A 26089-nucleotide genomic window follows, 5' to 3' on the forward strand; every position below is an offset into this window, starting at 1 on the left:
ACTGATGCACTAAAAACAATGTTTACGTGAAAAGGAAACTAAAAAAACTAAGTAGACTGGCACTCGTTTGCTCATTGGCAAGCTTAGCCTTGTGGAGCTGTAAGGAAGATCCGAACAGTACCGGTTTGGAGTTGTTACCAGGTTCTGACTTGAAGGAAGTAGATTTTGCTGTGGATTCAACAACCATTGCGGCGTATACCGAAAACGATGAGCTTTTGAGAACCGACGAGCCCAATTACAATATCTTTGGAACATTTAATGATCCTGTGTTTGGGAAAACAACAGCCAATTTAGCGGTTCAGCTTCGTTTGCCCGGTTATCCCGGATTTGATGAAACGACCCAGGCTGATTCGTTGGTATTGTACCTGCTTTACAAGGATTTTTATGGCGATACGACGACCTTGCAGTCACTTAAGGTTTATGAGTTGGAGGAGGATGTTTATCTGGATACAACCGATGTTACGGGTTCCGGAGATTATCCTTATTACCAGGATGTTGATCTGAAAGCTTTGGCCAGTGCCAATGTCATTGGAGAGCTGGATTTTTATCCTGTTTTCCGCATGGATTCTACGGAAACCGATACCTTGGTTCAGGAATTAGCCATTAAACTTGATCAGTCTTTGGCCGAACGTTTGGTGAAGGCTGACTCACTGGACATGGTGAATAACGATGTGTTCCTTGATTTTTTTAAAGGCCTTTACATCGAGTCGCAAGATGTTAGTGAAGGTGGTGCTTTGCTGAGCCTCTATACCTTGGCAGGTGGATCAAACCTTACCTTGCACTACACGCAAGTAATAGATACAGTGGAGACTGATTCTTTAAGCTTTTCGTATCGCATCAATACCAACTCGGCGCGGATTAGCAGCTTTACACATGATTACTCTACTACCGTATTTGCAGACCAGCTGGTAGAACACCCGGAAACGCCGGACAGCTTGATTTATCTTCAAACTCTTGGAGGGTTGAGATCAAAGGTTGACATTCCAAGTCTGGATACCTGGAAGGATTCAACGGATTTCATCATAAACAAGGCTTCTATTGTTTTTCAGGTTGATACCGTTGCTTCAGACTATAACAACTATCAAGTTCCATCGGCTTTAGTTTTACGGGCTATTGATGGAGAAAAAACAGAAGGGGAAGATGGCTACTTGTACCTGCCTTCCGATTTTGCGGTTTCTTCTGCTTTGTATGGCGGACGGTTTAATGCTGAGGATGCGACCTATACATTCAATATTACCCATCACTTACAAGATATTATTGATGGAGAAGTAACGAATTATGGTTTTTACCTTTCTACTCTCTTCCGCAATGAGCGGACTCGAAGAGTGGTCTTGAAAGGGAGTTCCAGCCATGTTGGAATTCGTTTGGAGGTGACTTACACCAAGTTGAATTAGCGCCTGCCAATCGTTTCCACTTTTAAAACCAGATAAAATATGTGTGGAATAGTTGGTTATATCGGCGATAAAAATGTATACCCAATCCTGCTCAAAGGATTGCAACGATTAGAATACCGGGGATATGATTCCGCCGGTATTGCTATTTATAATAGTTCCTTAAACGTTTACAAGCGCAAAGGGAAAGTAAGCGAACTGGAAGCTTTTGTAGCGGACAAAAACATAGAAGGGCATGTCGGGATTGGACATACCCGCTGGGCAACCCATGGCGAGCCCAACGATGTGAACGCTCACCCGCATCAGTCCATGCTCGGTAATTTTGCGCTGGTGCACAACGGAATCATTGAGAACTATGCCCGCCTGAAAAAGGATTTGATGGCCAAAGGCTTTGAATTCCATTCGGAAACAGACTCCGAAGTTTTGGCCAACCTGATTGAGTATTTTTATCAGCTGGAAGAGGTGGAAGACACCGAAACAGCTGTTCGCCTGGCTCTTTCAAAAGTGGTTGGTGCATACGGTATAGTGGTGATTTGCAAAGCCGAAAAAGACCGGATTATTGCGGCACGAATGGGGAGTCCGTTGGTGATTGGCATTGGGCAGGGTGAATATTTTCTGGCTTCTGATGCCAGCCCGATTGTGGAGTACACCGATAGTGTGATTTACCTGAATGATGGTGATGTGGCTATTGTGGAACGGAACAGCCTGACGCTGAAAACGGTGCAGAATAATCCGGCCAACTTCAAAGTTACCAAGGTCGATCTGAGTATTGGCGATTTGGATAAAGGGGATTTTGAGCACTTCATGCTGAAAGAAATTTTCGAGCAACCCAAAACGATTTCAGATACTTACCGTGGCCGGATTAGGCCAAATCAGAATGACATTGTCTTAGGCGGACTGATGGATGTTTTTCCACAGATTGTGGCCGCCAAACGAATTATAATTCTTGGCTGCGGAACCTCCTGGCATGCAGCTCTGGTGGCCGAATACCTGATTGAAGAGTATGCCCGCGTGCCGGTTGAAGTGGAGTATGCTTCGGAATTCAGGTACCGGAAACCCATTATTTATGAAGGCGATGTGGTGCTTGCCATCAGTCAAAGCGGGGAGACGGCTGATACCTTGGCTGCCCTGAAAATGGCTAAAGCTCAAGGCGCTCTGATTCTTGGAATTTGCAATGTCGTTGGCTCCAGTATTGCCCGCGAAACAGCAGCCGGTGTTTATACTCATGCCGGTACTGAGATTGGCGTGGCTTCAACCAAAGCTTTTACGGCTCAGGTTACGGTGCTGACTTTGCTGGCTTTTAAACTGGCGAAGGAACGAGGGGAGATTGACCAGGAATTCTATGAAATGTTGATTGCCGAAATGCTGGCTATCCCGGAGAAACTGGAAACAATATTAGTCGGTCACCCTTACATCAAACAAGTAGCTGAAAAGTATAAAGGTGCCGTGAATGCACTTTACCTGGGGCGTGGATACCTGTTTCCTGTTGCCTTGGAAGGTGCCTTAAAGCTGAAGGAGATCTCCTACATTCATGCGGAAGGCTATGCTGCCGGTGAAATGAAACACGGACCCATTGCGTTAGTGGATGACAACCTGCCGGTAGTGGTGGTGTCAGCCAAAGACAGCTACTATGAGAAAGTGGTTAGCAACATTCAGGAGGTGAAAGCCCGTAAAGGAAATATCATTGCGGTAGTTACCGAAGGCGATAACGGCTTGCGTAAAATGGCCGATGACCTGTTCGAAGTTCCTGAGTCGCACCCGGCGGTGGCTGCTTTGCTTACGGTAATTCCCCTGCAACTGTTTTCTTATTATATTGCGGTGATGCGGGGCTGTGATGTTGACCAACCCCGAAACCTGGCCAAATCAGTTACTGTGGAATAAATCGTCCTTTCAACCAAACAAAAAAGCAAGACCACCGGCAATTTCTGATGGATTTTGTATGTTTATGCAGACTTTAAAAACATGAAAAAATTTTTCCCGATACTTCTGTTTGCCTATGTTGGGTATTTGGTTTTTACAACCTCTTGTGCCAATCCTGGAATGCCCACAGGCGGTCCTAAAGACTCCATTCCTCCCGCGGTGATTAAAACCGTTCCCGAATTTAACGGTCGAAATTTTAAGGGGGAGGAAATTAGTCTGACCTTTGATGAATTTGTGCTTAGCGATGAGGTGCGTGAAGCCTTGGTGGTTTCGCCTCCACTGAAAAAGCGGCCCATGATTCGGACCAAGTCCAAAACCCTGATTATCGATTTGGGGGAAGAACTCCAGGGAAATACAACGTATTCGCTTGATTTCAAGGATGCCATTGTGGACAATAATGAGAAAAATCCGCTGGAAGATTTCCGGTTTTCTTTTAGTACCGGCCCTGATTTTGACAGCCTGATGATTGGCGGTTATGTGAAAAGAGCCGATAACCTGGAGCCGGTTGAAGGCGCTTTGGTCATGCTTCACGCGTTGAAAGAGCTGTCGGCTTTTACCGATAGCATTCCTGATTATATTGCCAAAACGGATGAAGAGGGCTTCTTTGTGGTCAGTAATATTGCTCCGGGCTCGTACCGGCTGTACGCGCTGACCGATGCTGACAACAGCTTAAACTACAACCAGCAGTTGGAGCAGATCGGCTTTCTCGATTCCCTGGTGATTCCGCAGGAAATGAACTTGCCGGAGTATACTGCCGTAGCGGATACGACTGATACGCTTAGTATAAAGGACAAACGTCGCAGTGCCCTTGAAACACCGTTCTTTTTAATGCTGTTTGAAGAAGAATACTTTGACCAGTACCTGGAAGATGCCAAACGGGAACGCAACAACTTGATTCACTTTTACTTTGCTGAAAGCCTGAGCGATTCATTTCATGTAGAATTGCTTAATTCGACTCCTTCCCGGGATGACTGGAACTACATGGAGTTTAATCCCACCCGCGATTCGCTGATGTTTTGGTTGACCGACACCGTGTTGAGCAACACCGACAGCCTGATGTTTCATTTGGAGTATTTGGTGGCGGATAGCTTGAATCAGCTGGTGCTAAAACATGATACGCTGGATTTGAACTATGCCAAACCAGAGAGCACTTCCCGAAAGCGACGGAAAAAGGAGGAGGAAGATAAGCCCGAGCCCATTCCACATATTACATTCAAAGCCAATGGCAAAAGCAAAGGCTTTGATGTGTATAACAACATTTTGCTCGAAGCTCCTGAGCCCTTGGAATTCTTTGATTGGTCAATGATTCATCTGTACCAACAAGTAGATACCTTGGAGGAAGAACGGGAGTTCGAGATTTGGCAGGATTCTTTGTCGGCGCGTAAATTTCACATTCATTACCCGTGGGAGTTTGAAGGCCAGTATCGCTTGCAAGTTGATTCGGCTGCTGCCTACAACTTTGCGGGGCACCCCAGCAGTAAGCTTAACCAAAAGATAGGCATTCAGGAAGAGAGTTTCTATGCCAAGATTATTTTGATGGTTGGCGGCTTGAATGGCCCTGGAATCGTGCAATTGCTTGAGAATACCGAGGACGAAAAAGTCTTGCGGGAAATTCGCATTGCCGAGGACAGTGAAATTGAATTTGCTTATCTAAAACCCGATAAGTATAAAATCAGGCTTATTGCTGATCGTAACAACAACGGGAAATGGGATACCGGGAAACTGGATGAAGGAATTCAGCCTGAGCAGGTCATGTACTATTCTAAAATTTTGAAACTGCGCTCCAATTTTGAAGTTCGGGAAGTGTGGGTACTCCCCTTAATTCAATTTGATAAGGAACTGATTGATGAAGACAAGAAAAAAGAGGATGGCAAAAATTCAAAGAGAAAACAATCGCAGCGGTCGGGCAACCGGCCTTTCTAGCCTGATTTTCCTTGCCTTTGTTCTTTTGCTTCCCAGCTCTGTCGGTGCGCAAAAGGCCGACTATGTCTTCCAGTCGGGAGAGAAGATTACTTACGGCGCCTATTACAACTGGGGCATTCTATGGGTGAATGCCGGCGAAGTAACCTTTGAGGCTGACACGCTCCGCCGAAAGGGAGAGGCGCAGTGGCAGTTTCTGGCTGAAGGCCGCACCTACAAGGCTTATGATCTCTTCTATACGGTTCGTGATACTTTCATGAGTTATGTCGGCGTGCAGGGCTTACAAGCCGACTATTTTAACCGGAAAGTGAACCATGGCAAAAGCTCCACCTTACACGAATACGCCTTCGATGCAGCGAGCAAAAAGATTTATTCGCGAATAAAACGCGAAAAGGAAGCGCTTTTTCACGATACGCTAAGCTGGAAGCCCGCTACGGCCGATATGCTGACAACAGTCTATCAGTTTCGGAATTACGACTTTGATGCCCTTAAAAAGGGGGATAAAGTTAATTTTCGGATGTTGGTTGATAACAAGACAGAAGATTTGTACTTTCGTTACCTGGGACAGGAGGTTGTGAAAACACGCGAAGGCCGGAAGTTTCGTTGTCATCATGTATCCATTGCCCTGTTAGGGGGCGATTTTTTCCCGGATGGCGAACACATGAACGTCTGGTTCACGGCCGACCGAAATCATATTCCGGTGAAGGTAGAAACGGAAATTTTGGTTGGATCGGTTAGCGCAATTTTGACCGGCCTGGAACAGATTAAATATCCATTAACATCAGAAATAGACTAATTATGGCAAGTATCCGCGATCTTAAAAAGGACATTGATTATTTAGTATCCTTGGTAGTTGTTGATTGTTTTCAGTATAGCAGTTATTTTGAAAATGCAGATAAGGATGCTGCTTACAAAATAGCCGGTGAAGTGATGGCCAAGCATCAGGAGTTGCGTCAACGGGTAAATCATCCGGACGGGAAAGACAATCCGAAATTAATTAAAGCACACTATCGTAAAATTGGTGAAGACCTGTTGGTAGCCTGCGATGCTGCTTATGCCCAACTCGCAGAGTTGATCGAGAAGGAAGCCTAAGGTTTTTTGGCAACCAATTGTAATGTTTTATCTGCAATCACCTGCCCATCGAGGTAGGTGATTAAGCGCCACGGGCCCAGTTTGTCTTCAAGGGGTTCCCAGATGCAATCACCCAGAAAGAAGGAATAGTCATTGCTGTTTATATAGTACTCCCCGGTAAAGTCTGGTGCAATGGCTCCATGTTCATCCTTAAACGGCGGATGAATGATCCGAAACTCCAGTTTTTTCCCTTTTCCTTTCCGTATTTTCAAGATGTAGCCAAATTCGGTTCCGATTTCTGCTTCAATGATTTCGGTGATTTCCCTGATTTTGGGTAAGTCCCGGCTCGATCGGTCCCAGGGACTGTATTCACCATAACTATAAAGCACAATATCGATCTTTTTCTTTGCCAAGGGTATGTTAAATTTTTTTCGATTCTTTTATTAAGAGTTATTCCAAATAAGCGCGGAGTAATTATCTTTGCAACTCCTCCATGAGACGCTTGTACAAATATATAAAAGTATTTATTCTTCTGGTTCTGCCAGTCTATCTGGCCCTGCTGGCTAACTCGATGCAGAACATGCACGTGCATGTGCTTTCGAATGGCATGGTGGTGAAACATGCTCACCCTTTAAAGCATGATTCAGAAGGCGATAAGCACCATTCGCACAGCGATTCGGAAATCTGTTACTATCAGGCTTTCTTTTTAGATTATCTGGATACATCAACACCCTTTGAACCGGTTCGTTTGACAACGGTGGCTGTTGATACCGATGAGCAGCCGCTTGCCTTTTTCTACTCGTACGAGCAATTCAATCTGAACGATCTTCGTGGTCCTCCCGTGGTCTGATTTTAGTGGGACAAACTTGGGCATTATGTTATATTTTGGGATTTAAATCCCAATATTTGGGGATTGTACATCCTTCAACAGGCACCTAGCTTTGTCAAAAAAACAATTCATTCGTTGTCATTTCACGAATGAATTCAACCCAAAAATTACTTGATCACGCATTGGTTTTCAACAGAAGCCAATAAAAAAAACCACAGCACTCGTTATGAGAAAAATATTTATTGTGGCTTTAATGTCACTTTTTTGCGCCCTGACTCAGGGTAAGGAAGTTCCAACGGTAAAACCCAATGATACCATGCTTTTTGGTGATGTACGCTCCGGCGATGAACACATCCCGTTTGCAACCATTATGGTGAAAGGAACAACAGTAGGAACCGCTGCCGATGTAACCGGGCATTATAAATTGGTGGGCATTCCGGAAGGGCCGCAGGAGGTTGTCGTATCCGCTGTTGGCTATCAATCCAAATCGTATGAATTCGAATTTAAAGTAGGAAATGCACTTACCTTGCTGGCTGAACTGGAGCCGGACCAAATTGGGCTGGAGCAGGTGGTAGTAACGGCTGATCGCAGTGAGAAATCACGCCGGGATGCCTCGACTATAGTGAGTACCATTAGCCCCAAGCTGATGGAGACCACTCAAAGTGTAACGCTGAGCGAAGGCTTGAGCTTTACACCGGGTTTGCGCATGGAAAACAACTGTCAGAACTGCGGTTTTACCCAGGTTCGGATGAATGGGCTGGAAGGGCCTTATTCGCAAATTTTGATTAATAGCCGGCCGGTATTTAGTGGTTTGGCAGGGGTGTATGGCTTGGAGCTAATTCCGGCCAACATGATCGACCGCGTAGAAGTGGTGCGTGGGGGCGGATCGGCCTTGTTCGGCAGCAATGCCATTGCCGGAACCATCAACCTGATTACCAAAGAGCCGGTTCAGGACACATACAGCATTAACAGCTCATTGGGATTGATTGGTGCTGATGCCATTGCTGATTTTAACCTCAGCATGAATGGTTCCATTGTAAGCGAAGATTACCGTTCCGGAATGAGTTTTTACGGTTTTAAACGGGAGCGCGATCCTTACGATGCCAACGGCGATGGTTTCTCAGAGATGGCGAAAATAACTAACAGCACCTTTGGAGCCAGCTTTTTTCAACGAGTAGGGATGCGCTCGAAGATTAACCTTGATTACTTCTTTATTGAGGAGTCGCGACGGGGCGGCAATGATTTTAGCTTGCCTAACCACGAAGCAGATATTTCAGAGGCTGTGGACCACCAAATCAATTCGGCCAACCTGACCTTCGATCATTTCATGCGCGACCACGATAAACTCAGTTTCTTTGCTGCAGCTCAGTGGGTGGAGCGCGGGTCGTACTATGGAGCCGAACAAGACTTGTCAGCCTATGGAAACACCGATGATTTTGCTTACTCGCTGGGATCGCAATACCATCGCGATATCGAAAAACTATTGTTTGCCCCTTCCGAATTAGTCATGGGATTGGAGTTGACCAGTGATGCCTTAACGGACAAAAAACTGGGCTATCTGGATGTAGAAACCATGGAACATGTTGGTACAACCACCATAGCAGATCAGGAAGTTAGTACACTTGGTTTTTTTGCTCAAAACGAATGGGTCAATGATAGGTGGCGTTTTTCATTGGGTTTCCGCGTTGAACACTACGCGATTTCAGACAAAGCAACATCGAGTGGTGATATTTCCGGCGATGTTTTTAGTCCGCGTGCCAGCCTGCTGTTCAACTTGTCAGAGCAAGTCCAGTTGCGCTCCAGCTTTGCTAAAGGCTACCGGGCTCCTCAGATTTTTGATGAGGACCTGCACATTGAAACTTCCGGAGCTCGCAAGGTGATTCATGAAAATGATCCTAACCTGAAACAGGAAAACTCGCACAGTGCAACTTTTTCGATTGATATTTCACAAGATTTTGGCCGTTGGCAAACCCAGCTGCTGGCTGAAGGATTCTACACCGTTCTGGAAAACCCATTCACGAATGAATACGGAACACCAAACGAGCAAGGTGAAGTGGTGTACACCCGAATCAATGCTGAAGATGGCGCAAAGGTTCAGGGGGTTAATCTGGAGTTGAATGCCTCACCAGGCGCCCGTTGGATGTTTCAGTCAGGACTGACTTTTCAGAAAAGCGAATACGATACACCACAGGAATTCAACGAGCGTCGTTTCTTCCGCACGCCAGACAGTTATGGCTACCTGGCCATGACCTACTCGCCAACGGCTACATTCAAGGCTTCGGTTACTGGAAATTACACCGGAAAGATGCTGGTTCCTTATTTCGGAAATACCTTGATCAACCCGGAGGCAGGTCAGCTTAATGAAGTCGGTTCTTTCTTTGATTTGGGGCTGAAGGTAAGTCAAAACATTGAGCTTCCGGGAAGTTTGCAGCTGCAAGTGTATGCTGGTGCTAAGAACTTGCTTGATGCTTATCAGGATGATTTTGACCACGGCATTGACCGCGATCCGGGCTACATTTACGGGCCACTTTCGCCTCGTACGTTTTACTTTGGCGTGAAGCTTGGAAATATCTTTTAGTACATTCGCTACATAACACCTCTTTATTTGACCGCCCACAAAATAATATTAATTTTGTGGGCGTTGTTTATGGAGCTAAAATTCTGCAAATATGGGCGATTCGCAAATGAAGAAGAACAAGTTTTCTCTAGGAAGTACAGACAAGGACAGACGCAATAACCTGATTGTAATTTTTCTGGCCGTTATTTTAGTTGGTGTTGTGGTGTTGTTTTTTTTGCAGCGTGGCGAGCACAAGGAAATTCTCAAGGCGCTGAATGCCGAGAAGGATTCCATTCAAATGGAATTAACGGAAATGGTTCAGAGTTACGACAGCTTGAAAACAGATAACGACACCGTAAACTCGCAGCTTTTTGTGGCACAAACCCGGGTGAAAGACCTGATGCTGGAGATTGGGCAGGTGAAGAAAGCCAGCTACGAACAGATTGAAATGTACCGGAACCAGGTGGGATCGCTGCGTAAAATTATGCGGAATTACATTACTCAGGTCGATTCGCTGAATAAAAGAAACCAAGAGCTGATGGTGGAAAACGCCCAGGTGAAACAAGAGTTTGCCCAAATTGAAAGCCAAAAGCAACGCTTGGAAAAGGAAAAAGAACGCCTGTCGCAGCGCGTGGAGAAAGCCGCTGCCCTGGAGGCCAAAGGCTTGACGGCTTTTGGAATTAACTCGCGTGGTAATGATGTGAACAACAGTCGAAAAGCGGAAAAGATTCAGGTGAATTTTACCCTCGGAAAGAACATTACTGCCAAGCGCGGAGCCAAAAATATTTATGTCCGTATTCAGCGACCAGACCAAATCTTGCTGCTGAAATCGAAAAACGACCTTTTCCGGTTCGAAGACCTGCGCATTCCTTACTCAGCCATGCGCGAGGTGACTTATGAAGGAAATGATCTGCCAGTGAATATTTTCTGGGATAACAATGGTGAGCAACCCCTTATTGCCGGCGAATATACGGTGGATATTTTTGCTGATGGAAACAACATCGGAACCACAACGTTCTCCTTTAAAAAGTAAGATAAAACGCCTTTAAGGACTAATGGATACAAAAGCCGGTTGAAAAGCAATTACTTTTCAACCGGCTTTTGTCATTTTAGTCGTTCAAAATCGCTTCAATTTGTTGCAGCTCATTTTGCGAGAAATGCAGGTAGTCGAGCATGGCAATATTGTCATCCAGCTGCTTAACGGAGCTGGCTCCAATCAAGACCGAAGTAATTCGCTGATCTTTAATGATCCAGGCCAGGGCCATTTGCGCCAGCGTTTGTCCGCGCTGCAGGGCAATTTCATTCAACTGCTTCACTTTCTCGATGGCCGGTTCTACCTGGTCGGCTTTCAAAAATCCCCACGACTTTGCAGCCCGCGACCCTTCCGGAATGCCTTTCAGGTACTTGTTGGTAAGCAAGCCTTGCGCCAGGGGTGAAAACGGAATGCAGCCAATGCCTTCTTCCTCCAGCACGTCCAGCAATTCATCTTCTACCCAACGCTCAAACATGGAGTATTTGGGTTGATGAATCAGACAGGGAGTCCCCAGATCACGCAGGATTTGAGCCGCCTCCCGCGTGCGTTCGGCCGGGTAGTTGGAGATACCCACATACAGGGCTTTTCCCTGGCGAACAGCCTGGTCAAGGGCCATCATGGTTTCTTCCAAGGGGGTTTCCGGATCGGGGCGGTGCGAGTAAAAAATATCAACATACTCGAGCCCCATGCGCTGCAGGCTTTGGTCGAGGCTGGCCAGCAAGTATTTGCGGCTTCCCCAGTTTCCGTATGGTCCGGGCCACATGTCGTAACCGGCTTTGGTCGAAATCACCAGTTCATCGCGGTAAGGCCGGAGGTCCTGTTTCATGATCTTCCCAAAGTTTTCTTCTGCCGAGCCGTAAGGTGGCCCGTAGTTATTGGCCAGGTCGAAATGGGTAATTCCCTTGTCAAAAGCGTGGCGCAGAATAGCGCGTCCGTTTTCAAAGACATCGACTCCGCCGAAATTATGCCATAAACCCAGTGAAATTGCCGGAAGCATTAAGCCAGAGCGGCCACACCGGTTATAGGTCATGGTTTTGTAACGTGCATTGTTTGCCAGATAAGTCATGATTTAATTTCGTTTTTGGTTCTGTGCTCCCGAAATTACAAAATAATTGATGATTTACCCCAATGAGCTAGCGCGTTTTAACGGGCTTTTGGCCGGGCAATTACCAGCAACTGAGGGGCTGACTGAAAGCCATGTTGCTCCAACCGCTCTTTGAAAAGCGGGAGCTGATCTTTGGTCTGATCATACTCTGGTCGTCCCTGCAGCTCTTCCAGCAGGCTTTCCATTTGCCGGCTCTTTTCATCCAGAAAATAGGATTCAAAATTGACTTGCTTCGTTTTAAGGTGCCTGAAGGAGTCTACAATCTCCAGTTTGTTTTGACGAACAATGTCCAGAATTTCGTCAACGGTCCAGGTTGAGCGATGCGGAATACCGTGCAAACGATCGACAAACGATTTGAAATGATGCAGCATTTTTTGGTTCTCCTGTGCTTCGGTCAAATCGCCATCCGAAACCTCGTTAATGATGATCCATCCGCCAGGTTTGACCACGCGCTTCATCTCATTCAAGGCTTGTTCCAGGTCAGCTAAATGATGCAGCGCATTCGACAAGGAAACCACATCAAAAGAGGCATCCTCAAAGGCCAGTGTTTCGCCACTCATGCACGAAAAACAGATGTGCTCCTGGGCGAAACGTGCACGTGCTTCTTTCAGCCACTGTTCACCCGGATCAACTCCTGTTATGGATACCTGCCCATTAAAGGTGTCGTTAAGCACTTTGATGAAATCGCCCGATCCGCATCCGACATCGAGGACCTGCTGGACGGTTTTGTCTTTGAAAAAATGCTGAAGCTGTTTCATATCAATAGTAAAAATGCTGAGATTGCGGTAATAACGATTACGGCTGTCCGATAGGTTTTTTCAGGAATAATGCGAACCAGCCAAATGCCCAGAAATGCCCCTAGCGCAATGGCCGGTAAAGTCATTAAATCCATTTTCAGGCTGGGCCAGCTAATGGTTTTCCAAATGAACAGGTGCAAGGGGAACTTGCAGAAATTCAGAATCAGAAAAAACCAGGCCGAGGTACCGATAAAATTGTTTTTGGGCAGATGCATGGCCAGCAGGTAAATGGCAAAAATGGGGCCGGCCACATTGCCAATCATCGTGGCAAATCCGCCCAAAACACCCATGGATGCTGCAAACCACCAGCTGTCAGGGAAAAAGTTTTTTCCTTTTCGCCGGTCTTTCCAAAGCATCAGCCCGATGCACATAAACACCAGAATGGCGATGAGGTCTTTGAATTGCTCGTCGTTCACAATTTCGCCAACCCACAAAGCCAGACCAACCCCGACAAAGGCCCAGGGAAGGATTTTGACCAGGTAGCTCCATTGTGCGTGCCGGCGATAATAGCCCACACCAAACAAATCGGCCATCATTAAAATGGGCAGTAAAACTCCGGTGGATTGTTTGCCTCCAAAAATGAAGGCCAGAATGGGAACCACGATCATGGATACGCCCGGCACTCCAACCTTCGACATACCTATGAGCATGCCGCATACAGCCATTAAAACCCACTGCAGCGGGCTTAAGTCAAAGGGTGAAAGTAATTCCATGTTGTTTGTTTAGAAGGACAAAAATAGTAAAGTTGAAGCGAACGAAGGGAAGGAAGCCAAAAAAAGGCCGGAACAATCCGGCCTTTGACCCAAAACACATAACAAACAAGTATGAAAAAAAATAATATTATTAGTTGAAAAAGTATTTTCTCTTATTGATCTTCTCCCATTTTCCGGGAATCCATTTCCAGCCTTTCTTTTGTTTTTGCCAATGCCCCGGGCTCCACTTTCTGTTTTCCTTGGGGAGCACCCAGTGGGGACCCACCCACACGTACATCTTGGAGGGCCGGTGCCAGATCCAGTGTCCAGGAATGAGCTGATAATCTGGTCCGGGTTTCTCGGGCAGGGGCAACTTAACCTTTGGCGGGCTTGGCTTGTGCTCAACAGTCACCTGTGCCTGTGTTGTTTCCGGATTCAGTAAAAAAGACACCATTCCTAAAAGCACGATCAGCATTGTTTTTTTCATAACTCCAAGGCTTTTAATTTGTTTGCTGATTCATGAAATTCAAAAACAATGCCAAGAAGTGCTAAGGGCTGTTAAAAATACGCTGGGCGGACTGGCTATTGGGGTATTGAGCTGATCAGGAAGGGCTAGAATATTTTGGAGTTGATTTCGTCCAGCTTGGCTTCATCAAACTCCTTAAACCAGGCTCGCAATTGGTTTTTTGCTTTGTGCTGAACCTCTGGCGTGATGTTGCTGCTGATTTGGGAAAGGGCAAAAATCAAAACCCCAAGGTCATCGCTAAAACCAACCAGGGGAGCCAAGTCGGGAATGGCATCGGTGGGTAAAATAAAATAGCCCAGTGCTGCCGCAATGGTTACTTTGGCTTTGACGGAAACGGAAGGCTCTTTCATCAGATAGAACAGGAGCAAGGCGGCATAAGCAACTTGCAGTCCGGCTGTTTTTGCAAACTGCTGCAATTTCTGCTTAAACGATTGCTCGTTGTAGAATTGTTTGTAATCGTGCGGGATCATTTCAAACTCATGTTTGTATAATCAACCTGTAGCTGGCCATAGTGTTCAACAATTTCGTTAAGAATGCGCTGCACTTCATTCATCTCTACGGCCTGAAGGAGTTGAATGCGGTGTTGCCGAAAGTCGGGGACGCCCGGAAAGTACTTGGCAAAATGCCGGCGCATCATCAATATGGCAGAGCGTTCGTTGGCTTTCCAGTCGAGTGAAAGTTGTAATTGATCGCGCAAGTTCTGAACGACTTCAGATACGGTGGGGGGAGGAAGAATTTCGCCGGTTTTTAGGTAGTGTTTCACCTCATTGAAAATCCAGGGGCGGCCAATGGAACCTCGGCCAATCATTAAGCCATCGACACCACTTTGTTTTAAGAACTCCATGGCTTTTTCGGGCCCGTTGATGTCGCCGTTACCAATAATGGGAATGTGCATGCGCGGATTGTTTTTCACTTCAGCAATCAGGCTCCAGTCGGCTTTTCCGGTATACAATTGCTTGCGGGTTCGGCCGTGAATGGCCAACGCAGCCACACCGGCGTCCTGAAGGCGTTCCGCAGCTTCCAGAATGACTTTGGAGTCTTCGTCCCAACCCAGGCGGGTTTTGGCCGTTACGGGCAGCGAAACCGCTTTGACAATCTCTGCCGTCATTCGTTGCATTTTATCCAAATCCTGCAGCAGTCCGGCACCAGCCCCTTTCTTGACGATTTTTTTCATGGGGCAACCATAGTTGATATCGATAAAATCGGGCTGAAACTCTTCAACGGCTTTGGCAGCATTCACCATCGAGTCGATGTCGTACCCATAAATCTGAATGGCTACCGGACGATCAAAATCGAAAAGGTGCATCTTTTGTTTGGTTTTGGCAATATCCCGAATCAGTGCTTCGGACGACACAAACTCCGTGTACATCACATCGGCGCCAAATTTTTTACACATGTATCGAAACGACTTGTAAGTCACATCTTCCATTGGCGCTAAAAACAGCGGCATTTCTCCTAAATCAATCGATCCAATCTTCACTTTACTCCAATTTTTAAGGTACAAAGATATATAAAGAAGCTTTGAGTTTCGAGTTTTGTACCTGAAGATGACGGGAAAGAGTCTGGCTGCTGACCTGTTTTGGGGGGCTTTTTTGCGGTTTTTTTTTTGCTTCGGGCGACTTATCTTTAGGGCACTTAAAATTTTAACTATGGCCTTTACCACATTCCGGGGGATGAAGCCCGGCACACAGTTAGTTTTCTCTGCATTTGTTATTCTGGTTTCCTTTTTGGTTGTCTTTTCTATTTCTATTGCTGCGCTTGTGCCAATTGTTGGGCTTTCCGAAATGATGAACAGCCTTTCGGGGCTTGATCCTTCGGACCCGAACACGGTAAACTTGTTGAAATATTTTCAGGTGGTTCAGTCCATTGGGCTTTTTGTATTGCCTCCCTTTCTTTTAGCCTGGTTGTTTGAAGGGAATGTATGGCGGTACCTGACCCTGGATCAAAAAGTGCGGACAGGCAATCTGTTGCTTGGTTTGCTTGCGGTGCTGGCAGCCGGCCCCTGGGTGGGTTACCTGGGCGAGCTGAACCAGAATATGCATCTTCCCGGCTTTTTGGCCGGCATGGAAGACTGGATGCGAAGCATGGAGGATAGTGCTGCCAACCTGATTGATCGTTTTATTGCGGTAGAAACGGTGTGGGGGTTGCTGTTCAACTTGTTTATGATTGCCGTAATTCCGGCTATTGGCGAGGAGTTGCTTTTTCGTGGGGTGGTTCAGAAGATTTTCACGAACATGACCCGCAATCAACATTGGGGAATTTGGATCTCTGCGTTTTTATTCAGCACCTTACACATGCAGTTTTTCGGCTTTTTCCCCCGATTGGTGTTAGGCGCTTTATTTGGCTACCTGCTCATTTATTCGGGGTCAATGTGGTTGCCTATTCTGGCTCACTTCATGAATAATGCCTTAGGTGTTTTGGCCTTGCATGCCGAAAAGACCGGCAGTAAAACAATGGAATCATTGAACAGCTATGGCGATTCGATGAGTACTTCTGTAGTGATGGCTGTTTTGAGTCTGGCCTTAACCATGGCGTTGGTTTATGTACTGTGCAAAAGAGTGGCCGCAGAAGCCTGATGGTTTCCGTAAATCGTAGTTTTGTCGATTAGCCTTAGCTTTCGGTTGCAGGTATAAGAACCCGGTTTAAAAGCAAGGTGCAGCTTAGTTGAAATTGAGGTTGATCTGCAATTTTTCTGCTTCCATCCGTTTCAGTTCCGACTGGCGGTACACATACACCACGCCATATTGTGCGGCTTTTTCGCGTCGAATTTCATAGGGCTGTCCTTCAAAATGGGCTTCTACCTCGTTCCACAACTGCTGAATGAGTGCATCTGCCTGTTCGCGGATGTCCTTCATTTTAAAGGATGCACGATCGGTGTTGTTTTGCAGAATTTTCTGATGCTGAAAGGCATCCTTGAAATTTTCATAATGAACCTTTACCAAGGCAATGGATGGGCTGTAGATGGCACTTCCGCCTTGCATGCAGCGTCTTTGTTCTCCCTGAATGATCCGTTCTCCCCAGGCTAAAACGTCCTTTTCCAAGTTGAGTGGAGGAACATCCAAGGCATTGGGACGAAGCCCGTAAAATTCGCGGACAGCAGGTTTCATTTCTTCACGCTGAATGGCGAAGTTCAGCACCTGAACGAAGTGGGATAAGTATAATTTAGCCTTTTTGAAGATGTTGCCGTATTCGTTGGACCGGTCAAACTGTACTTGCTTGGCAGCCTGAAGTTGCCGGATACAGTTGGACAAATTGGGGTAAAGCGATTGAAGCTTGTTGAGCGTGAGCTGACTGAAAGCCAATTCACTATAGGCTGTTCGCTTTCCTTTTTCCAAAGCCATCTCAATGGCTTTCATTCGTGCTTGGTCGGTATTTGGCAACCTGCGGTAAGGCATACTAAGTTCTTTTGAATACTACGAAGATAAGAATTACGCGCAAGCTAATTGAGCTGTTCTTTCCTATTTTAATTAACAGCTACCTGTTCACAAGTTAATATTTACGGGCTGTTCGCAGTATTTTCTTGCTTTCTCTGAGTGCTGTTCCAGGGGAGAAACTGTCCTTCAGGTTGTGGGCTCTTTCTTAAACTTACTTCGAAATTTCGAGCATACGAACAATCGGTACCTTGGCTTGTTCGATGACCTCGGCAGAAAGTTGTACCTCGGGTAGCTCATGTTTCATGCAGATGTACAGTTTTTGTAAGCTGTTCAGCTTCATGTAAGAACAGTCGTTACAAGCACAGGTAGAATCGTTTGAAGGGGCAGGAATGAAAATTTTGTCGGGACACGCTTTGTTCATTTGGTGAAGGATCCCGCTTTCAGTAGCTACGATAAACTTTTGGGCCTTGTTTTCCTGAACGTAATTCAGCAAAGAGCTAGTAGACCCAATGTGTTTGGCCAGTAAAAGCACGGGTTTTTCACATTCGGGGTGAGCAATAAATTCTGCGTCCGGATGTTGATCCATCAGCTGGATAATTTTCTCAACCGAATATTTTTCATGAACCATACACGCGCCGTCCCAAAGCACCATATTGCGTCCTGTGATGCTGTTGATATAGTTGCCCAGGTTTTTGTCGGGGGCAAAAATAAGCTTGGCATCTTCCGGAAAGCTGTTGACTATTTTCTCGGCATTGGATGAGGTGCAGACCACATCAGTCATTGTTTTCAGGTCAGCAGTACAGTTAATGTACGAAATAACTTGGTGGTCAGGATATTGTTTTTTGAATTCAGCAAATTTATCCGCAGGGGCTGACTCGGCCAGTGAGCATCCGGCTTTTAGGTCGGGCAGAATCACTTTTTTGGAGGGGTTGATGATTTTGGCTGTTTCAGCCATAAAATGCACGCCAACAAAAACAATCATGTCTGCTTCGGTTTGGGCTGCAGCCTGCGCCAGCTGTAAGCTGTCGCCAACGAAATCAGCAATGTCCTGCAAGTCTCCATCCACATAGTAATGGCTCAGAATAACGGCATTTTTTTCCTGTTTCAGCCGCTTAATCTCGTTTACCAAATTCAGTTTAGGATCGATTTTTTCGTCAATAAAACCTTTCTCTTCCAACATCTCCTGAACCAATAACTTTTCCATCGTCAGCACTCCTTTTTTCAGAATAATTGCCTGCAAAATTAAGAATTCCTCTAAAAAAACATATAGCAATCTTTAAATGTTTTGAGAATGAACGCATATCCAATGGGTGTGTCAGGACTAGGAATGGTTAGTGGGGGACCAGATTTCGGCAAACACCGTTTAATGGGTTACCATTACTTTTACCATGTGTTGGGCACCGTTGGTCAGTTGTACCTTCAGTAAAATCAGCCCGCTGGGGATTGCGGTAAGATCAAAATAAAAAATCCCTGCCAGCTAATAATCTGACAGGGATTTGACTCGGGAATCGAGTAATTTGTATTAATCGAGTTGTAGTTTCGCATGGTCGACTGGGCTGATTTTATCAGAAACCGGTCGCATGCGGAATGAATAGTCGTAACTTTTTGCGGTCAGGCGATAAGGCTCATGCGTCCAAGCCCCCCAACTGTTGTCGCCACCAACTCCCATCTGTTTGTAGTCTACATTGACAGAGGTTAGTTCGCGTTCTTTCACGTCGTTGGTGTGACGGTTTACTGGCTTTACGCCTTGGGCCTGACGTCCATCGGTACGCTCAGGCGACTCAAAGTCCTCCATGATGTTATGGTGTGCACTCACCGACAGCAGCGGCTCGCCAACAAACAGCAATCCAACGCCTTGTTTGTTGGTGATGGTCATCCAGCGAACATCGGTTTTGTTGCCGTTTTCCTGTGGACGAACGTAAGCCCAGAGCTGATCAGCTACCGATCCGGAATACAATCCAACGAATGCACTAGTTTTGCGGTCCCAATACGATTCGTGTGGGCCACGTCCCAGCCAGCTCATTTGGTCAAACTGACGCGGCATTTGCAGGTTCATTCCCATCCGGACGATTTCAGGAAGTTCCTCTTTGGTCATTTTGAATTGATTGTTAACCACTACATCGCCACTACCATAAACGGTGTAGCTTGAGTTGTAGTCCGCAATTTTTTCACCCGCCTCATTATTCAGGTCAAACTTGAAGTTGACCACGACCTCGTTGGTTGATTTTTGCGTTAGTTTTACGCTGCTTACAGTCCGGTTTTCGCCGGCTTTGCGCCAAACGCGGCTACGCTTGTGCAGGTTGTTTCCGTAGTCGTTATCAATGGGGGCTCGCCAGAAGTTCGGAATCGGGCCTTCTTTTAGCAGTTCGGTTTCGCCGGTTTTGAAGCTGCTCAATACGCCAACCGTTTTATTAAATTCAAGACTGAATCTTTCACCATTGATGGTAATTGAAGCATCCGTTTCGTTTACCTGGAGTGCCGGAAATTCGGCGGTGTTCATTTTCTTGGCCGCTTTCTCAAACGGTAATTTCATTTGTTCGGCTGCCAGTTCGTAGTTGGCTGGAACCAGGCCTTGTTGTGCTTTTGTTTTTGCTGAAAAGTTCAGGAAGTATTCTGTTCCTGGTTGCGGATCAATCGTATAATCCAGGTTTACCTGAAGCTTGGCTCCGGGAGTCAGTTCGAAGTTGGTCAGTTTTCCTTCCTTAACTGTTTGTCCATCGGCAGTAATGGTCCAGCTGATAGTCAGTTCCGAGAGATTGGTGAAACTGTATTTGTTTTCAATTTCAACAATGCCCTTTTGAAGGTTGATGGCTTTGAAACCAATATTTTGGTACACCTTTTTTACCTCCAGAAGATGGGGTTTTATTCCACGGTCAGGATCAACCAATCCGTTTAGGCAGAAGTTGCCATCCGAAGGAACAGTGTCCGGTCCGAAATCGCCGCCATAAGCCCAGTAGGTTTCTCCGGCTTCGTTGGTGGTCAGCAGTCCCTGGTCAACCCAGTCCCAAATGCAACCACCTTGTAAAACATCGTATTTTTCGATCACGTCCCAGTAGTCTTGCAAGTTTCCAACACTGTTTCCCATGGCATGCGCGTATTCGCATTGAATCAAGGGCTTGGTAGGATTGGATTTGGCGTAGTTTTCCATATGACCAATGGATGCATACATCGGACAGTTGATGTCGGTATTTTCGCCGCCGTGCGCTTGCTCATACTGAACCGGGCGTGTCGGGTCAGCTTCTTTCAGAAACTTGTAGGTAGCCATGAAATTGCCCCCGTTTCCGGCTTCATTACCCAATGACCATGTGATGATGGAAGGTTGGTTTTTGTCGCGCTCATACATGTTGACCGTCCGGTCCATGTGCGCCTTACCCCAAATGGGGTCTTTGGCCAGCGACTCTTTGCCGTAACCCATTCCATGTGACTCAATATTGGCTTCGTCAATCACATACAAACCATATTGGTTGCAGAGTTTGTACCACAATTCGGGTTGGGGATAATGTGATGTACGAACGGTATTGATGTTGTGGGTTTTCATGAGCTCGATATCTTTCAACATCGTTTCTTTATCCATCACATGCCCGGTAACATCATGGTGTTCGTGTAAATTGACTCCTTTAACCAGAATGGGGACTCCGTTTACCATCAGTTGGGCGTCTTTGATTTCCACTGTTCGGAAACCAACATCCTGACGAAGAACTTCCAGAGTTTTGCCATTGGCATCCTGTAGTTTGATCAACAGTAAATAGAGGTTCGGATGTTCGGCGGACCATTTTTTCACCTTCGGAAGGGTTGCTTCAAAAGGAAGCATCTGGCCGGTGCTGCTCAGTTCAACTTCCTGTTCAAAACTGACCAGAGACTTATCGCCATTTAAAAGTTCAGCCTGTAAAGTCAGGTTTTTGGTTTCGGCCTGCACATTGGCCAGTTCAACCTGCAGCGCCAGGTGACCATCGTTGTAATTCTCATCCAAGCCAGCTTTCACGCTGAAATCCTGAATATGTTGCTTGTTACGAGCCATCAGGAATACATCGCGGGTCATTCCGCTAAGGCGCCAAAAGTCTTGGTCTTCAAGGTAGCTGGCATCGCTCCATCGGAAAATCTCTACAGCCAGTGTATTTTTTCCGCTCTTCAGGAGGGGAGTGATGTTGAATTCAGCAGGAGTTTTGCTGTCTTCGCTGTAGCCCACAAATTGCTCATTTACCCACACATTCATGGCTGAGCTAACGGCTCCGAAGTGCAAAATAACTTCTTTGTCCGTCCAGTCTGAAGGAATCTTAAAGGTGCGTTTATAGGAGCCAACGGGGTTGTAATTTTTTTGAATGAGTGGTGGCGTTTTGGCGTGCGGATATTTTACATTGGTGTAAATGGGGTAATCAAACCCTTCAACTTCCCAGTTGGAAGGCACTTTAATTTCCTGCCAGTCACGGGTGTCGTAGTCGTTTTTGAAAAACCAGTATGGGCGTTCATCGGGGTTTTGCGCCAAGTGAAATTGCCAAGTCCCATTCAGTGAAGCCAGGTAAGGCGATTCCCATTTCTCATCCTGAACTGCTTGTTCAATGGTAGTGTAGGGAATGTAGTGAGCCCGGGGAGCTTCTTTGTTAATTTGAACAATCTCAGGATCTTCCCAGGGCTTTGGATTGGGCTCTTCAAAAGGAACGTCGTTATATTTGCTGGTGCATGAATGGCCTATTAAAAGCACAAGTAGCAGCGTAATTGAGTAGTAATAGTTTTTCATTATAAGTGTTTATCGTTTGTTAGCCTAACTGGTTGGTACCGGTAGGGAAGCAAAAATCCTAAAAATATTCTTTAAAAGCAAGCAGAAAAAACGTGTTTAACAGCCTGTAAACTTTTGGAATATGGTTTTGGTCAGGAAGGACGGGAAAAAGCTGCTGTCTTTGTTTGGCATTTTCTGCAACCTGTTAAGCTAAAAAGAGTGTTCGTGAGGTAAAATGGAAGGAAGAACGGCTTATTCGATTTTTTGGCTAACAAAAAACTTATCTACAATGGGGCGAAAGATATGAACATGTGATTGCTCTTATATTTTTATAAACCATAAAATTGTAATTTGTAGAATCTTTTGATTTTGCTTGGAGAAGGATGGTCTTTGTTTATCGTAATTATTTTTAACAAAGTTGTAACAAGTTGTTAATTATTGACAAATATGTTTTTGTGTTATTTGTAACTAATCTTAATCCATTTTCTATGAAAACAAAACTAAAAAATTACACTTTGCTATTCGCTTTGATGCTGTTTGCAGCTTCTCCGGTTTTTTCGCAGATAACTACTGCAGGAATGACTGGAACTGTTGAGACTGAATCAGGTGAACGACTGCCGGGTGCAACTGTCCTGGCTGTTCATGAACCATCAGGTTCTCAGTACGGGACCATTACCAACAAAGAAGGTTTGTTTGATCTGCAAGGGATGAGATCCGGCGGGCCTTACCGGGTTGAAGTATCTTTTGTTGGGTACAATAAAGGAACTTTCACTGATATCAGACTATTCTTGGGTGAAACTTACATTTTGAATGCTACAATGCAGGAAAGCTCGGTTGATGTAGGAGAAGTGGTGGTGCTTGGTACGCAAGCCTCGCCTTTCCGGACGACCAAGACCGGGGCTACGACCAATATATCGAACGAACAAATGAACGCAATGCCTACCATTAATCGAAGTATTTCGGACATTGCACGTATTTCGCCCTATGCCAATGGAATGAGTTTTGCCGGTGGCGATGGCCGCTCAACCAACTTCACGGTTGACGGTGCCAACTTTAACAACAATTTTGGATTGGGTTCAAATCTTCCTGGTGGTGGCAATCCGATTTCGTTGGATGCGATTGAGGAAGTGCAAGTGGTTATTGCTCCTTTCGATGTTCGTCAAACCAACTTCATCGGAGGTGGTGTTAATGCCATCACCAAATCAGGAACCAATACTTTCAAAGGATCGGCTTATCACTACTTTACCAACCAGAATATGCGCGGTAACAATATTGGAGATATTGACTTTGGAGAGCGTGATGAAGAATCGACAAAGATTTACGGAGCCACCTTTGGAGGTCCGATTATCGAAAATAAATTATTCTTTTTTGTCAATGGGGAGTATGAGGTTCGTCCGGGACAGGTTGTAAACTGGAGACCTTCGGAAAATGGCGTGGCAAACGAAAGCTTGTCGCTTTCGCGCACCAGCATTGCTGATATGGAGCGCGTTCGGAAGCACCTGATTGATAATTATGACTATGATCCGGGTTCGTACAGCAGTTATCCGGCTGACGAAAGCAATAAAAAGCTGTTGGCTCGCATCGACTGGAACATTGATAAAGCCAATAAACTGAGTTTGCGTTATAACTATACCAAAAATCAGGCTTGGAACCCAACGAATGGCAACTCAAACGATGCGGGGTTCCGTAATCGCTCAATGGATCGTATTTCTCAATACTCCATGGCTTTTTCCAACTCCATTTATTCAATGGATAACATTGTGAACTCATTTTCATTGGATTTGAACAGCCGCATTTCTGAAAAAATTTCGAATAAATTCCTGACTACTTATACCAAAATTCAGGATGTTCGGGGTTCAGAGTCTTCTCCATTTCCGTTCATCGACATTATGAATGGGGTAAATGCTGAGGGACAGCAGATACTGGAGCCATACATATCGGCAGGTTATGAGTTGTTTACATGGAACAACGGGGTAAATAATAACATCTTCACCATTGTTGATAATGCTACTTTCTATTTGGGAAGCCATAAAGTTACAGCTGGGGTAAGTTTTGAGCACCAAATGGCCAACAATTCTTACATGCGTAACGGAACAGGTTATTATCGCTATGCCAGTATTGAGGATTTCCTGAATCAGGCTGCACCACGCGATTTCGCGTTAACCTATGGTTATGACGGAGAGAAAAGTCCGGCTGCAGAAGTGGCGTTTAATCAATTTGGGCTTTATGCGCAGGACGAGTGGAATGTGAACTCAGACTTTAAACTGACCTACGGGATCCGTGCTGATTACCTGAAGTATGAAGACAATGTTCTTCGGAACAATGCCATTTATGATTTGAACTTTGGCGGGAAGAAGATTGATACCGGCGAATGGCCCGATGCCAAGGTTCAGCTGTCGCCCAGAGTTGGGTTTACTTGGGATGTTAAAGGAGATCAAAGCCTGAAACTGCGCGGAGGTACTGGTATTTTTGCCGGACGTTTGCCCTTGGTTTTCTTTACCAACATGCCAACCAACTCCGGAATGGTACAGGGCAGCTATGCCGCTGTAACCCGTTACGATTCTGATGGTGCCGTAACAGATGTTGATCCTGTTTTGGCCTCTTTGGCCGGACCTATGATTACTGATGTAAGCGAAATGATTTCAAGGTTGAACCTGCCCAATACCATTACGCCAGATCAAGGCGCCTTGCCACGCGATATCAACGCCATTGATCCGGACTTTAAAATGCCTCAAGTGTGGAAGTCTTCGCTGGCTTTAGATTTTGATCTTCCTGTATCATTCCCGATGTCGGTTACTGTAGAGGGGATTTACACCAATACCATTAATGGTGTGATGCTGAAAAACTATAACCTGAAACAGCCTGATGATACCTGGCAGCAGTTCAGTGGACCGGATAACAGGTATATTTATCCGGAAAGAGATGATATCACCTATACTTCGAAAAACGCTTATGTGTTGTCGAATACAAATGATGGATGGGGAGCAATTGGAAACATTACTGTTAGAGCAGAGCCAACAAAAGATTTGAGGTTGATGGCTGCTTATACTTACACCGAATCCAAAGAAATTTCGGGTATGCCAGGTAGTAATGCCGGTTCGGCTTACAATGGACTTATTCAGGTGAATGGTCCACATCTTCCCGAAGTTCAACGTTCGCAATACGTGGTGCCTAGCAAGGCCATTGCTTCTGTTTCGTACAAAATTCCTTGGTTGAATACTAGCTTGAAATCAGCCACTGTTATTAATCTGTTCTATTCCGGGTATTCCGCAGGGGAGTATAGCTTTACTTATTCGAATGACATGAATAACGATGGTTATGCAACAGATTTGATTTATATCCCAAGTTCCAAAGGGGAGATCAATTTTGTAAGTACAGCTGATGAGGATGCTTTCTTCAAGTTTGTTGAGCAAGATCGTTATCTGAAAAATCATAAGGGAGAGTATGCTGAAGCGAATGCAGCCCGCGCTCCTTGGGTACACCAGTTTGATTTCCGCATTGCACGCGAATACTATGTAAAAGTTGGAAATACAATGAATACGTTGGAGTTCACGCTTGACTTCTTAAATTTTGGAAACCTTTTGAACAGCAAATGGGGGGTTGAAAAAAACATGTTTGAAGCCAATAATGGACAGATTCTAAGATACGAAGGAGCCGATGCCAATAATAAACCGAGCTTCTCAATGGCAAAAGATTCTGATGGAAACTATTTGTCAAAAACGTACTCAACCTACTATAATTATAACCAGTGCTGGCAATTGCAAGTAGGCGTACGTTATTCATTCTAACGAGTGAATAGGAAATAAATTTTAACAACAGCAGAAAGGCTGCCCGATTGTTTTCGGGCAGCCTTTCACCTTTCTAAGGAAAGGTTCATTCTTTTCTGCCTGCACTTTTTTTCTTCTTTTTTCCCCTCTCATTGCTGTTTTTTTGTTGTCTTCGGGCATGAAAAGGAAGTCCATTTTAGTGATTTCAAGCCCTTTTGCTCCATCCTTCGAAAAAAAGATTAAAACCAATCGATCGCTAGACTGCATTAAATCAGTCCGTTAGTCTGTTTTTGCAAAAATATTTTCAAAAAAGATAGTACTTTGTATTGCATAGAACCATTTAATGTTTGTATATTTGTAATACCGAATTCAAGGTAAAAGATAGAAATAGTT

Annotated in this window: 21 protein-coding genes; 11 read left to right on the forward strand and 10 right to left on the reverse strand. The window is 45.4% G+C overall.

Going from position 1 to position 26089, the window contains the following annotated elements; genetic code table 11:
- Positions 1-26: 26 nt before the first annotated feature.
- From ACRD6K_RS18850 to ACRD6K_RS18870, 5 genes are all read left to right on the forward strand, one after another.
- The gene (locus ACRD6K_RS18850) at positions 27-1394 is read left to right on the forward strand and encodes a DUF4270 domain-containing protein (RefSeq protein WP_430974506.1); all 1368 of its coding nucleotides are present in this window, start codon (positions 27-29) and stop codon (positions 1392-1394) included.
- A 39-nt stretch (positions 1395-1433) separates the two neighbouring features.
- Positions 1434-3272 carry a glutamine--fructose-6-phosphate transaminase (isomerizing) gene (gene glmS, locus ACRD6K_RS18855; RefSeq protein WP_430974507.1) on the forward strand — a complete coding sequence of 613 codons (1839 nt, stop codon included), beginning with the start codon at positions 1434-1436 and terminating at the stop codon, positions 3270-3272.
- 81 nt (positions 3273-3353) lie between these two features.
- Positions 3354-5234 carry an Ig-like domain-containing protein gene (locus ACRD6K_RS18860; RefSeq protein ID WP_430974508.1) on the forward strand — a complete coding sequence of 627 codons (1881 nt, stop codon included), beginning with the start codon at positions 3354-3356 and terminating at the stop codon, positions 5232-5234.
- Positions 5179-6027, forward strand: a complete 849-nt coding sequence (locus ACRD6K_RS18865; RefSeq protein ID WP_430974509.1) for a DUF3108 domain-containing protein — start codon at positions 5179-5181, stop codon at positions 6025-6027. Before ACRD6K_RS18860 ends, ACRD6K_RS18865 begins: the two co-directional genes overlap by 56 nt.
- Before the next feature lie 2 nt (positions 6028-6029).
- A complete protein-coding gene (locus ACRD6K_RS18870) occupies positions 6030-6323 on the forward strand; it encodes a hypothetical protein (RefSeq protein WP_299584054.1) in 294 nt (97 codons plus the stop codon).
- Here the strand turns inward: ACRD6K_RS18870 and ACRD6K_RS18875 are convergent.
- The gene (locus tag ACRD6K_RS18875) at positions 6320-6715 is read right to left on the reverse strand and encodes a DUF3859 domain-containing protein (protein WP_430974510.1); all 396 of its coding nucleotides are present in this window, start codon (positions 6713-6715) and stop codon (positions 6320-6322) included. The two genes, ACRD6K_RS18870 and ACRD6K_RS18875, sit on opposite strands and share 4 nt — an antisense overlap.
- 80 nt (positions 6716-6795) lie before the next feature.
- Between ACRD6K_RS18875 and ACRD6K_RS18880 the strand changes: the two genes are divergently transcribed.
- From ACRD6K_RS18880 to ACRD6K_RS18890, 3 genes are all read left to right on the forward strand, one after another.
- Positions 6796-7152, forward strand: coding sequence for a hypothetical protein (locus ACRD6K_RS18880; protein WP_299584046.1), 357 nt, complete (start codon positions 6796-6798; stop codon positions 7150-7152).
- A gap of 205 nt (positions 7153-7357) precedes the next feature.
- On the forward strand, positions 7358-9709 hold the full coding sequence (locus ACRD6K_RS18885; protein WP_430974511.1) for a TonB-dependent receptor: 2352 nt from the start codon (positions 7358-7360) through the stop codon (positions 9707-9709).
- Positions 9710-9800: 91 nt separating this feature from the next.
- Positions 9801-10721 (forward strand): coiled-coil domain-containing protein, encoded by a 921-nt coding sequence (locus ACRD6K_RS18890; protein ID WP_299584040.1) that lies wholly within the window; start codon positions 9801-9803, stop codon positions 10719-10721.
- A gap of 76 nt (positions 10722-10797) precedes the next feature.
- On the opposite strand, the gene mgrA is transcribed toward ACRD6K_RS18890, so the two are convergent.
- The 6 genes from mgrA to dusB all read right to left on the reverse strand — a co-directional run bounded on the left by mgrA (position 10798) and on the right by dusB (position 15321).
- Complete coding sequence (gene mgrA, locus ACRD6K_RS18895; RefSeq protein ID WP_430974512.1) at positions 10798-11787, reverse strand: L-glyceraldehyde 3-phosphate reductase; 990 nt, start codon at positions 11785-11787, stop codon at positions 10798-10800.
- 77 nt (positions 11788-11864) lie between these two features.
- The gene (locus ACRD6K_RS18900; protein WP_430974513.1) at positions 11865-12584 is read right to left on the reverse strand and encodes a class I SAM-dependent methyltransferase; all 720 of its coding nucleotides are present in this window, start codon (positions 12582-12584) and stop codon (positions 11865-11867) included.
- Positions 12581-13336, reverse strand: a complete 756-nt coding sequence (locus ACRD6K_RS18905; RefSeq protein ID WP_430974514.1) for a sulfite exporter TauE/SafE family protein — start codon at positions 13334-13336, stop codon at positions 12581-12583. The genes ACRD6K_RS18900 and ACRD6K_RS18905 overlap by 4 nt, the downstream gene beginning before the upstream one ends.
- 130 nt (positions 13337-13466) lie before the next feature.
- Positions 13467-13802 carry a hypothetical protein gene (locus ACRD6K_RS18910; protein ID WP_430974515.1) on the reverse strand — a complete coding sequence of 112 codons (336 nt, stop codon included), beginning with the start codon at positions 13800-13802 and terminating at the stop codon, positions 13467-13469.
- A 125-nt stretch (positions 13803-13927) separates the two neighbouring features.
- A complete protein-coding gene (locus ACRD6K_RS18915) occupies positions 13928-14311 on the reverse strand; it encodes a YkvA family protein (protein WP_430974516.1) in 384 nt (127 codons plus the stop codon).
- On the reverse strand, positions 14308-15321 hold the full coding sequence (gene dusB, locus ACRD6K_RS18920) for a tRNA dihydrouridine synthase DusB (RefSeq protein ID WP_430974517.1): 1014 nt from the start codon (positions 15319-15321) through the stop codon (positions 14308-14310). The genes ACRD6K_RS18915 and dusB overlap by 4 nt, the downstream gene beginning before the upstream one ends.
- A gap of 169 nt (positions 15322-15490) precedes the next feature.
- Here dusB and ACRD6K_RS18925 point away from each other — a divergent pair, with 169 nt between their 5' ends.
- A complete protein-coding gene (locus tag ACRD6K_RS18925; protein WP_430974518.1) occupies positions 15491-16417 on the forward strand; it encodes a CPBP family intramembrane glutamic endopeptidase in 927 nt (308 codons plus the stop codon).
- A gap of 84 nt (positions 16418-16501) precedes the next feature.
- Here ACRD6K_RS18925 and ACRD6K_RS18930 read toward each other — a convergent pair whose 3' ends face one another.
- Positions 16502-17236 carry a hypothetical protein gene (locus tag ACRD6K_RS18930; protein WP_430974519.1) on the reverse strand — a complete coding sequence of 245 codons (735 nt, stop codon included), beginning with the start codon at positions 17234-17236 and terminating at the stop codon, positions 16502-16504.
- 190 nt (positions 17237-17426) lie between these two features.
- Entirely contained in the window at positions 17427-18419 is a 993-nt protein-coding gene (gene nadA, locus ACRD6K_RS18935) for a quinolinate synthase NadA (protein WP_430974520.1), read from the reverse strand.
- Positions 18420-18506: 87 nt separating this feature from the next.
- Between nadA and ACRD6K_RS18940 the strand changes: the two genes are divergently transcribed.
- Positions 18507-18641 carry a hypothetical protein gene (locus ACRD6K_RS18940; protein ID WP_430974521.1) on the forward strand — a complete coding sequence of 45 codons (135 nt, stop codon included), beginning with the start codon at positions 18507-18509 and terminating at the stop codon, positions 18639-18641.
- A 96-nt stretch (positions 18642-18737) separates the two neighbouring features.
- Here ACRD6K_RS18940 and lacZ read toward each other — a convergent pair whose 3' ends face one another.
- Positions 18738-21950, reverse strand: a complete 3213-nt coding sequence (gene lacZ / locus ACRD6K_RS18945) for a beta-galactosidase, LacZ type (RefSeq protein ID WP_430974522.1) — start codon at positions 21948-21950, stop codon at positions 18738-18740.
- Between the two features lie 467 nt (positions 21951-22417).
- Between lacZ and ACRD6K_RS18950 the strand changes: the two genes are divergently transcribed.
- Entirely contained in the window at positions 22418-25717 is a 3300-nt protein-coding gene (locus ACRD6K_RS18950; protein WP_430974523.1) for a TonB-dependent receptor, read from the forward strand.
- The last annotated feature ends 372 nt before the right edge of the window (positions 25718-26089 follow it).

Origin of the sequence: Sunxiuqinia rutila, from assembly GCF_050589705.1 — a bacterium.
Classification (GTDB): Bacteria; Bacteroidota; Bacteroidia; order Bacteroidales; family Prolixibacteraceae; genus Sunxiuqinia; species Sunxiuqinia rutila.

Excerpts from the sequence above, each read along its gene's own strand:
- ACRD6K_RS18865 (WP_430974509.1), top strand. The coding sequence starts at position 5,179 with ATGGCAAAAATTCAAAGAGAAAACAATCGCAGCGGTCGGGCAACCGGC.
- ACRD6K_RS18940 (WP_430974521.1), top strand. The coding sequence starts at position 18,507 with ATGAACGCATATCCAATGGGTGTGTCAGGACTAGGAATGGTTAGTGGG.
- ACRD6K_RS18880 (WP_299584046.1), top strand. The coding sequence starts at position 6,796 with ATGAGACGCTTGTACAAATATATAAAAGTATTTATTCTTCTGGTTCTG.
- ACRD6K_RS18860 (WP_430974508.1), top strand. The coding sequence starts at position 3,354 with ATGAAAAAATTTTTCCCGATACTTCTGTTTGCCTATGTTGGGTATTTG.
- lacZ (WP_430974522.1), bottom strand. The coding sequence starts at position 21,950 with ATGAAAAACTATTACTACTCAATTACGCTGCTACTTGTGCTTTTAATA.
- ACRD6K_RS18925 (WP_430974518.1), top strand. The coding sequence starts at position 15,491 with ATGGCCTTTACCACATTCCGGGGGATGAAGCCCGGCACACAGTTAGTT.
- ACRD6K_RS18910 (WP_430974515.1), bottom strand. The coding sequence starts at position 13,802 with ATGAAAAAAACAATGCTGATCGTGCTTTTAGGAATGGTGTCTTTTTTA.
- ACRD6K_RS18915 (WP_430974516.1), bottom strand. The coding sequence starts at position 14,311 with ATGATCCCGCACGATTACAAACAATTCTACAACGAGCAATCGTTTAAG.
- ACRD6K_RS18885 (WP_430974511.1), top strand. The coding sequence starts at position 7,358 with ATGAGAAAAATATTTATTGTGGCTTTAATGTCACTTTTTTGCGCCCTG.
- glmS (WP_430974507.1), top strand. The coding sequence starts at position 1,434 with ATGTGTGGAATAGTTGGTTATATCGGCGATAAAAATGTATACCCAATC.
- ACRD6K_RS18870 (WP_299584054.1), top strand. The coding sequence starts at position 6,030 with ATGGCAAGTATCCGCGATCTTAAAAAGGACATTGATTATTTAGTATCC.
- nadA (WP_430974520.1), bottom strand. The coding sequence starts at position 18,419 with ATGGAAAAGTTATTGGTTCAGGAGATGTTGGAAGAGAAAGGTTTTATT.
- mgrA (WP_430974512.1), bottom strand. The coding sequence starts at position 11,787 with ATGACTTATCTGGCAAACAATGCACGTTACAAAACCATGACCTATAAC.
- ACRD6K_RS18905 (WP_430974514.1), bottom strand. The coding sequence starts at position 13,336 with ATGGAATTACTTTCACCCTTTGACTTAAGCCCGCTGCAGTGGGTTTTA.
- ACRD6K_RS18900 (WP_430974513.1), bottom strand. The coding sequence starts at position 12,584 with ATGAAACAGCTTCAGCATTTTTTCAAAGACAAAACCGTCCAGCAGGTC.
- ACRD6K_RS18930 (WP_430974519.1), bottom strand. The coding sequence starts at position 17,236 with ATGCCTTACCGCAGGTTGCCAAATACCGACCAAGCACGAATGAAAGCC.
- ACRD6K_RS18890 (WP_299584040.1), top strand. The coding sequence starts at position 9,801 with ATGGGCGATTCGCAAATGAAGAAGAACAAGTTTTCTCTAGGAAGTACA.
- ACRD6K_RS18950 (WP_430974523.1), top strand. The coding sequence starts at position 22,418 with ATGAAAACAAAACTAAAAAATTACACTTTGCTATTCGCTTTGATGCTG.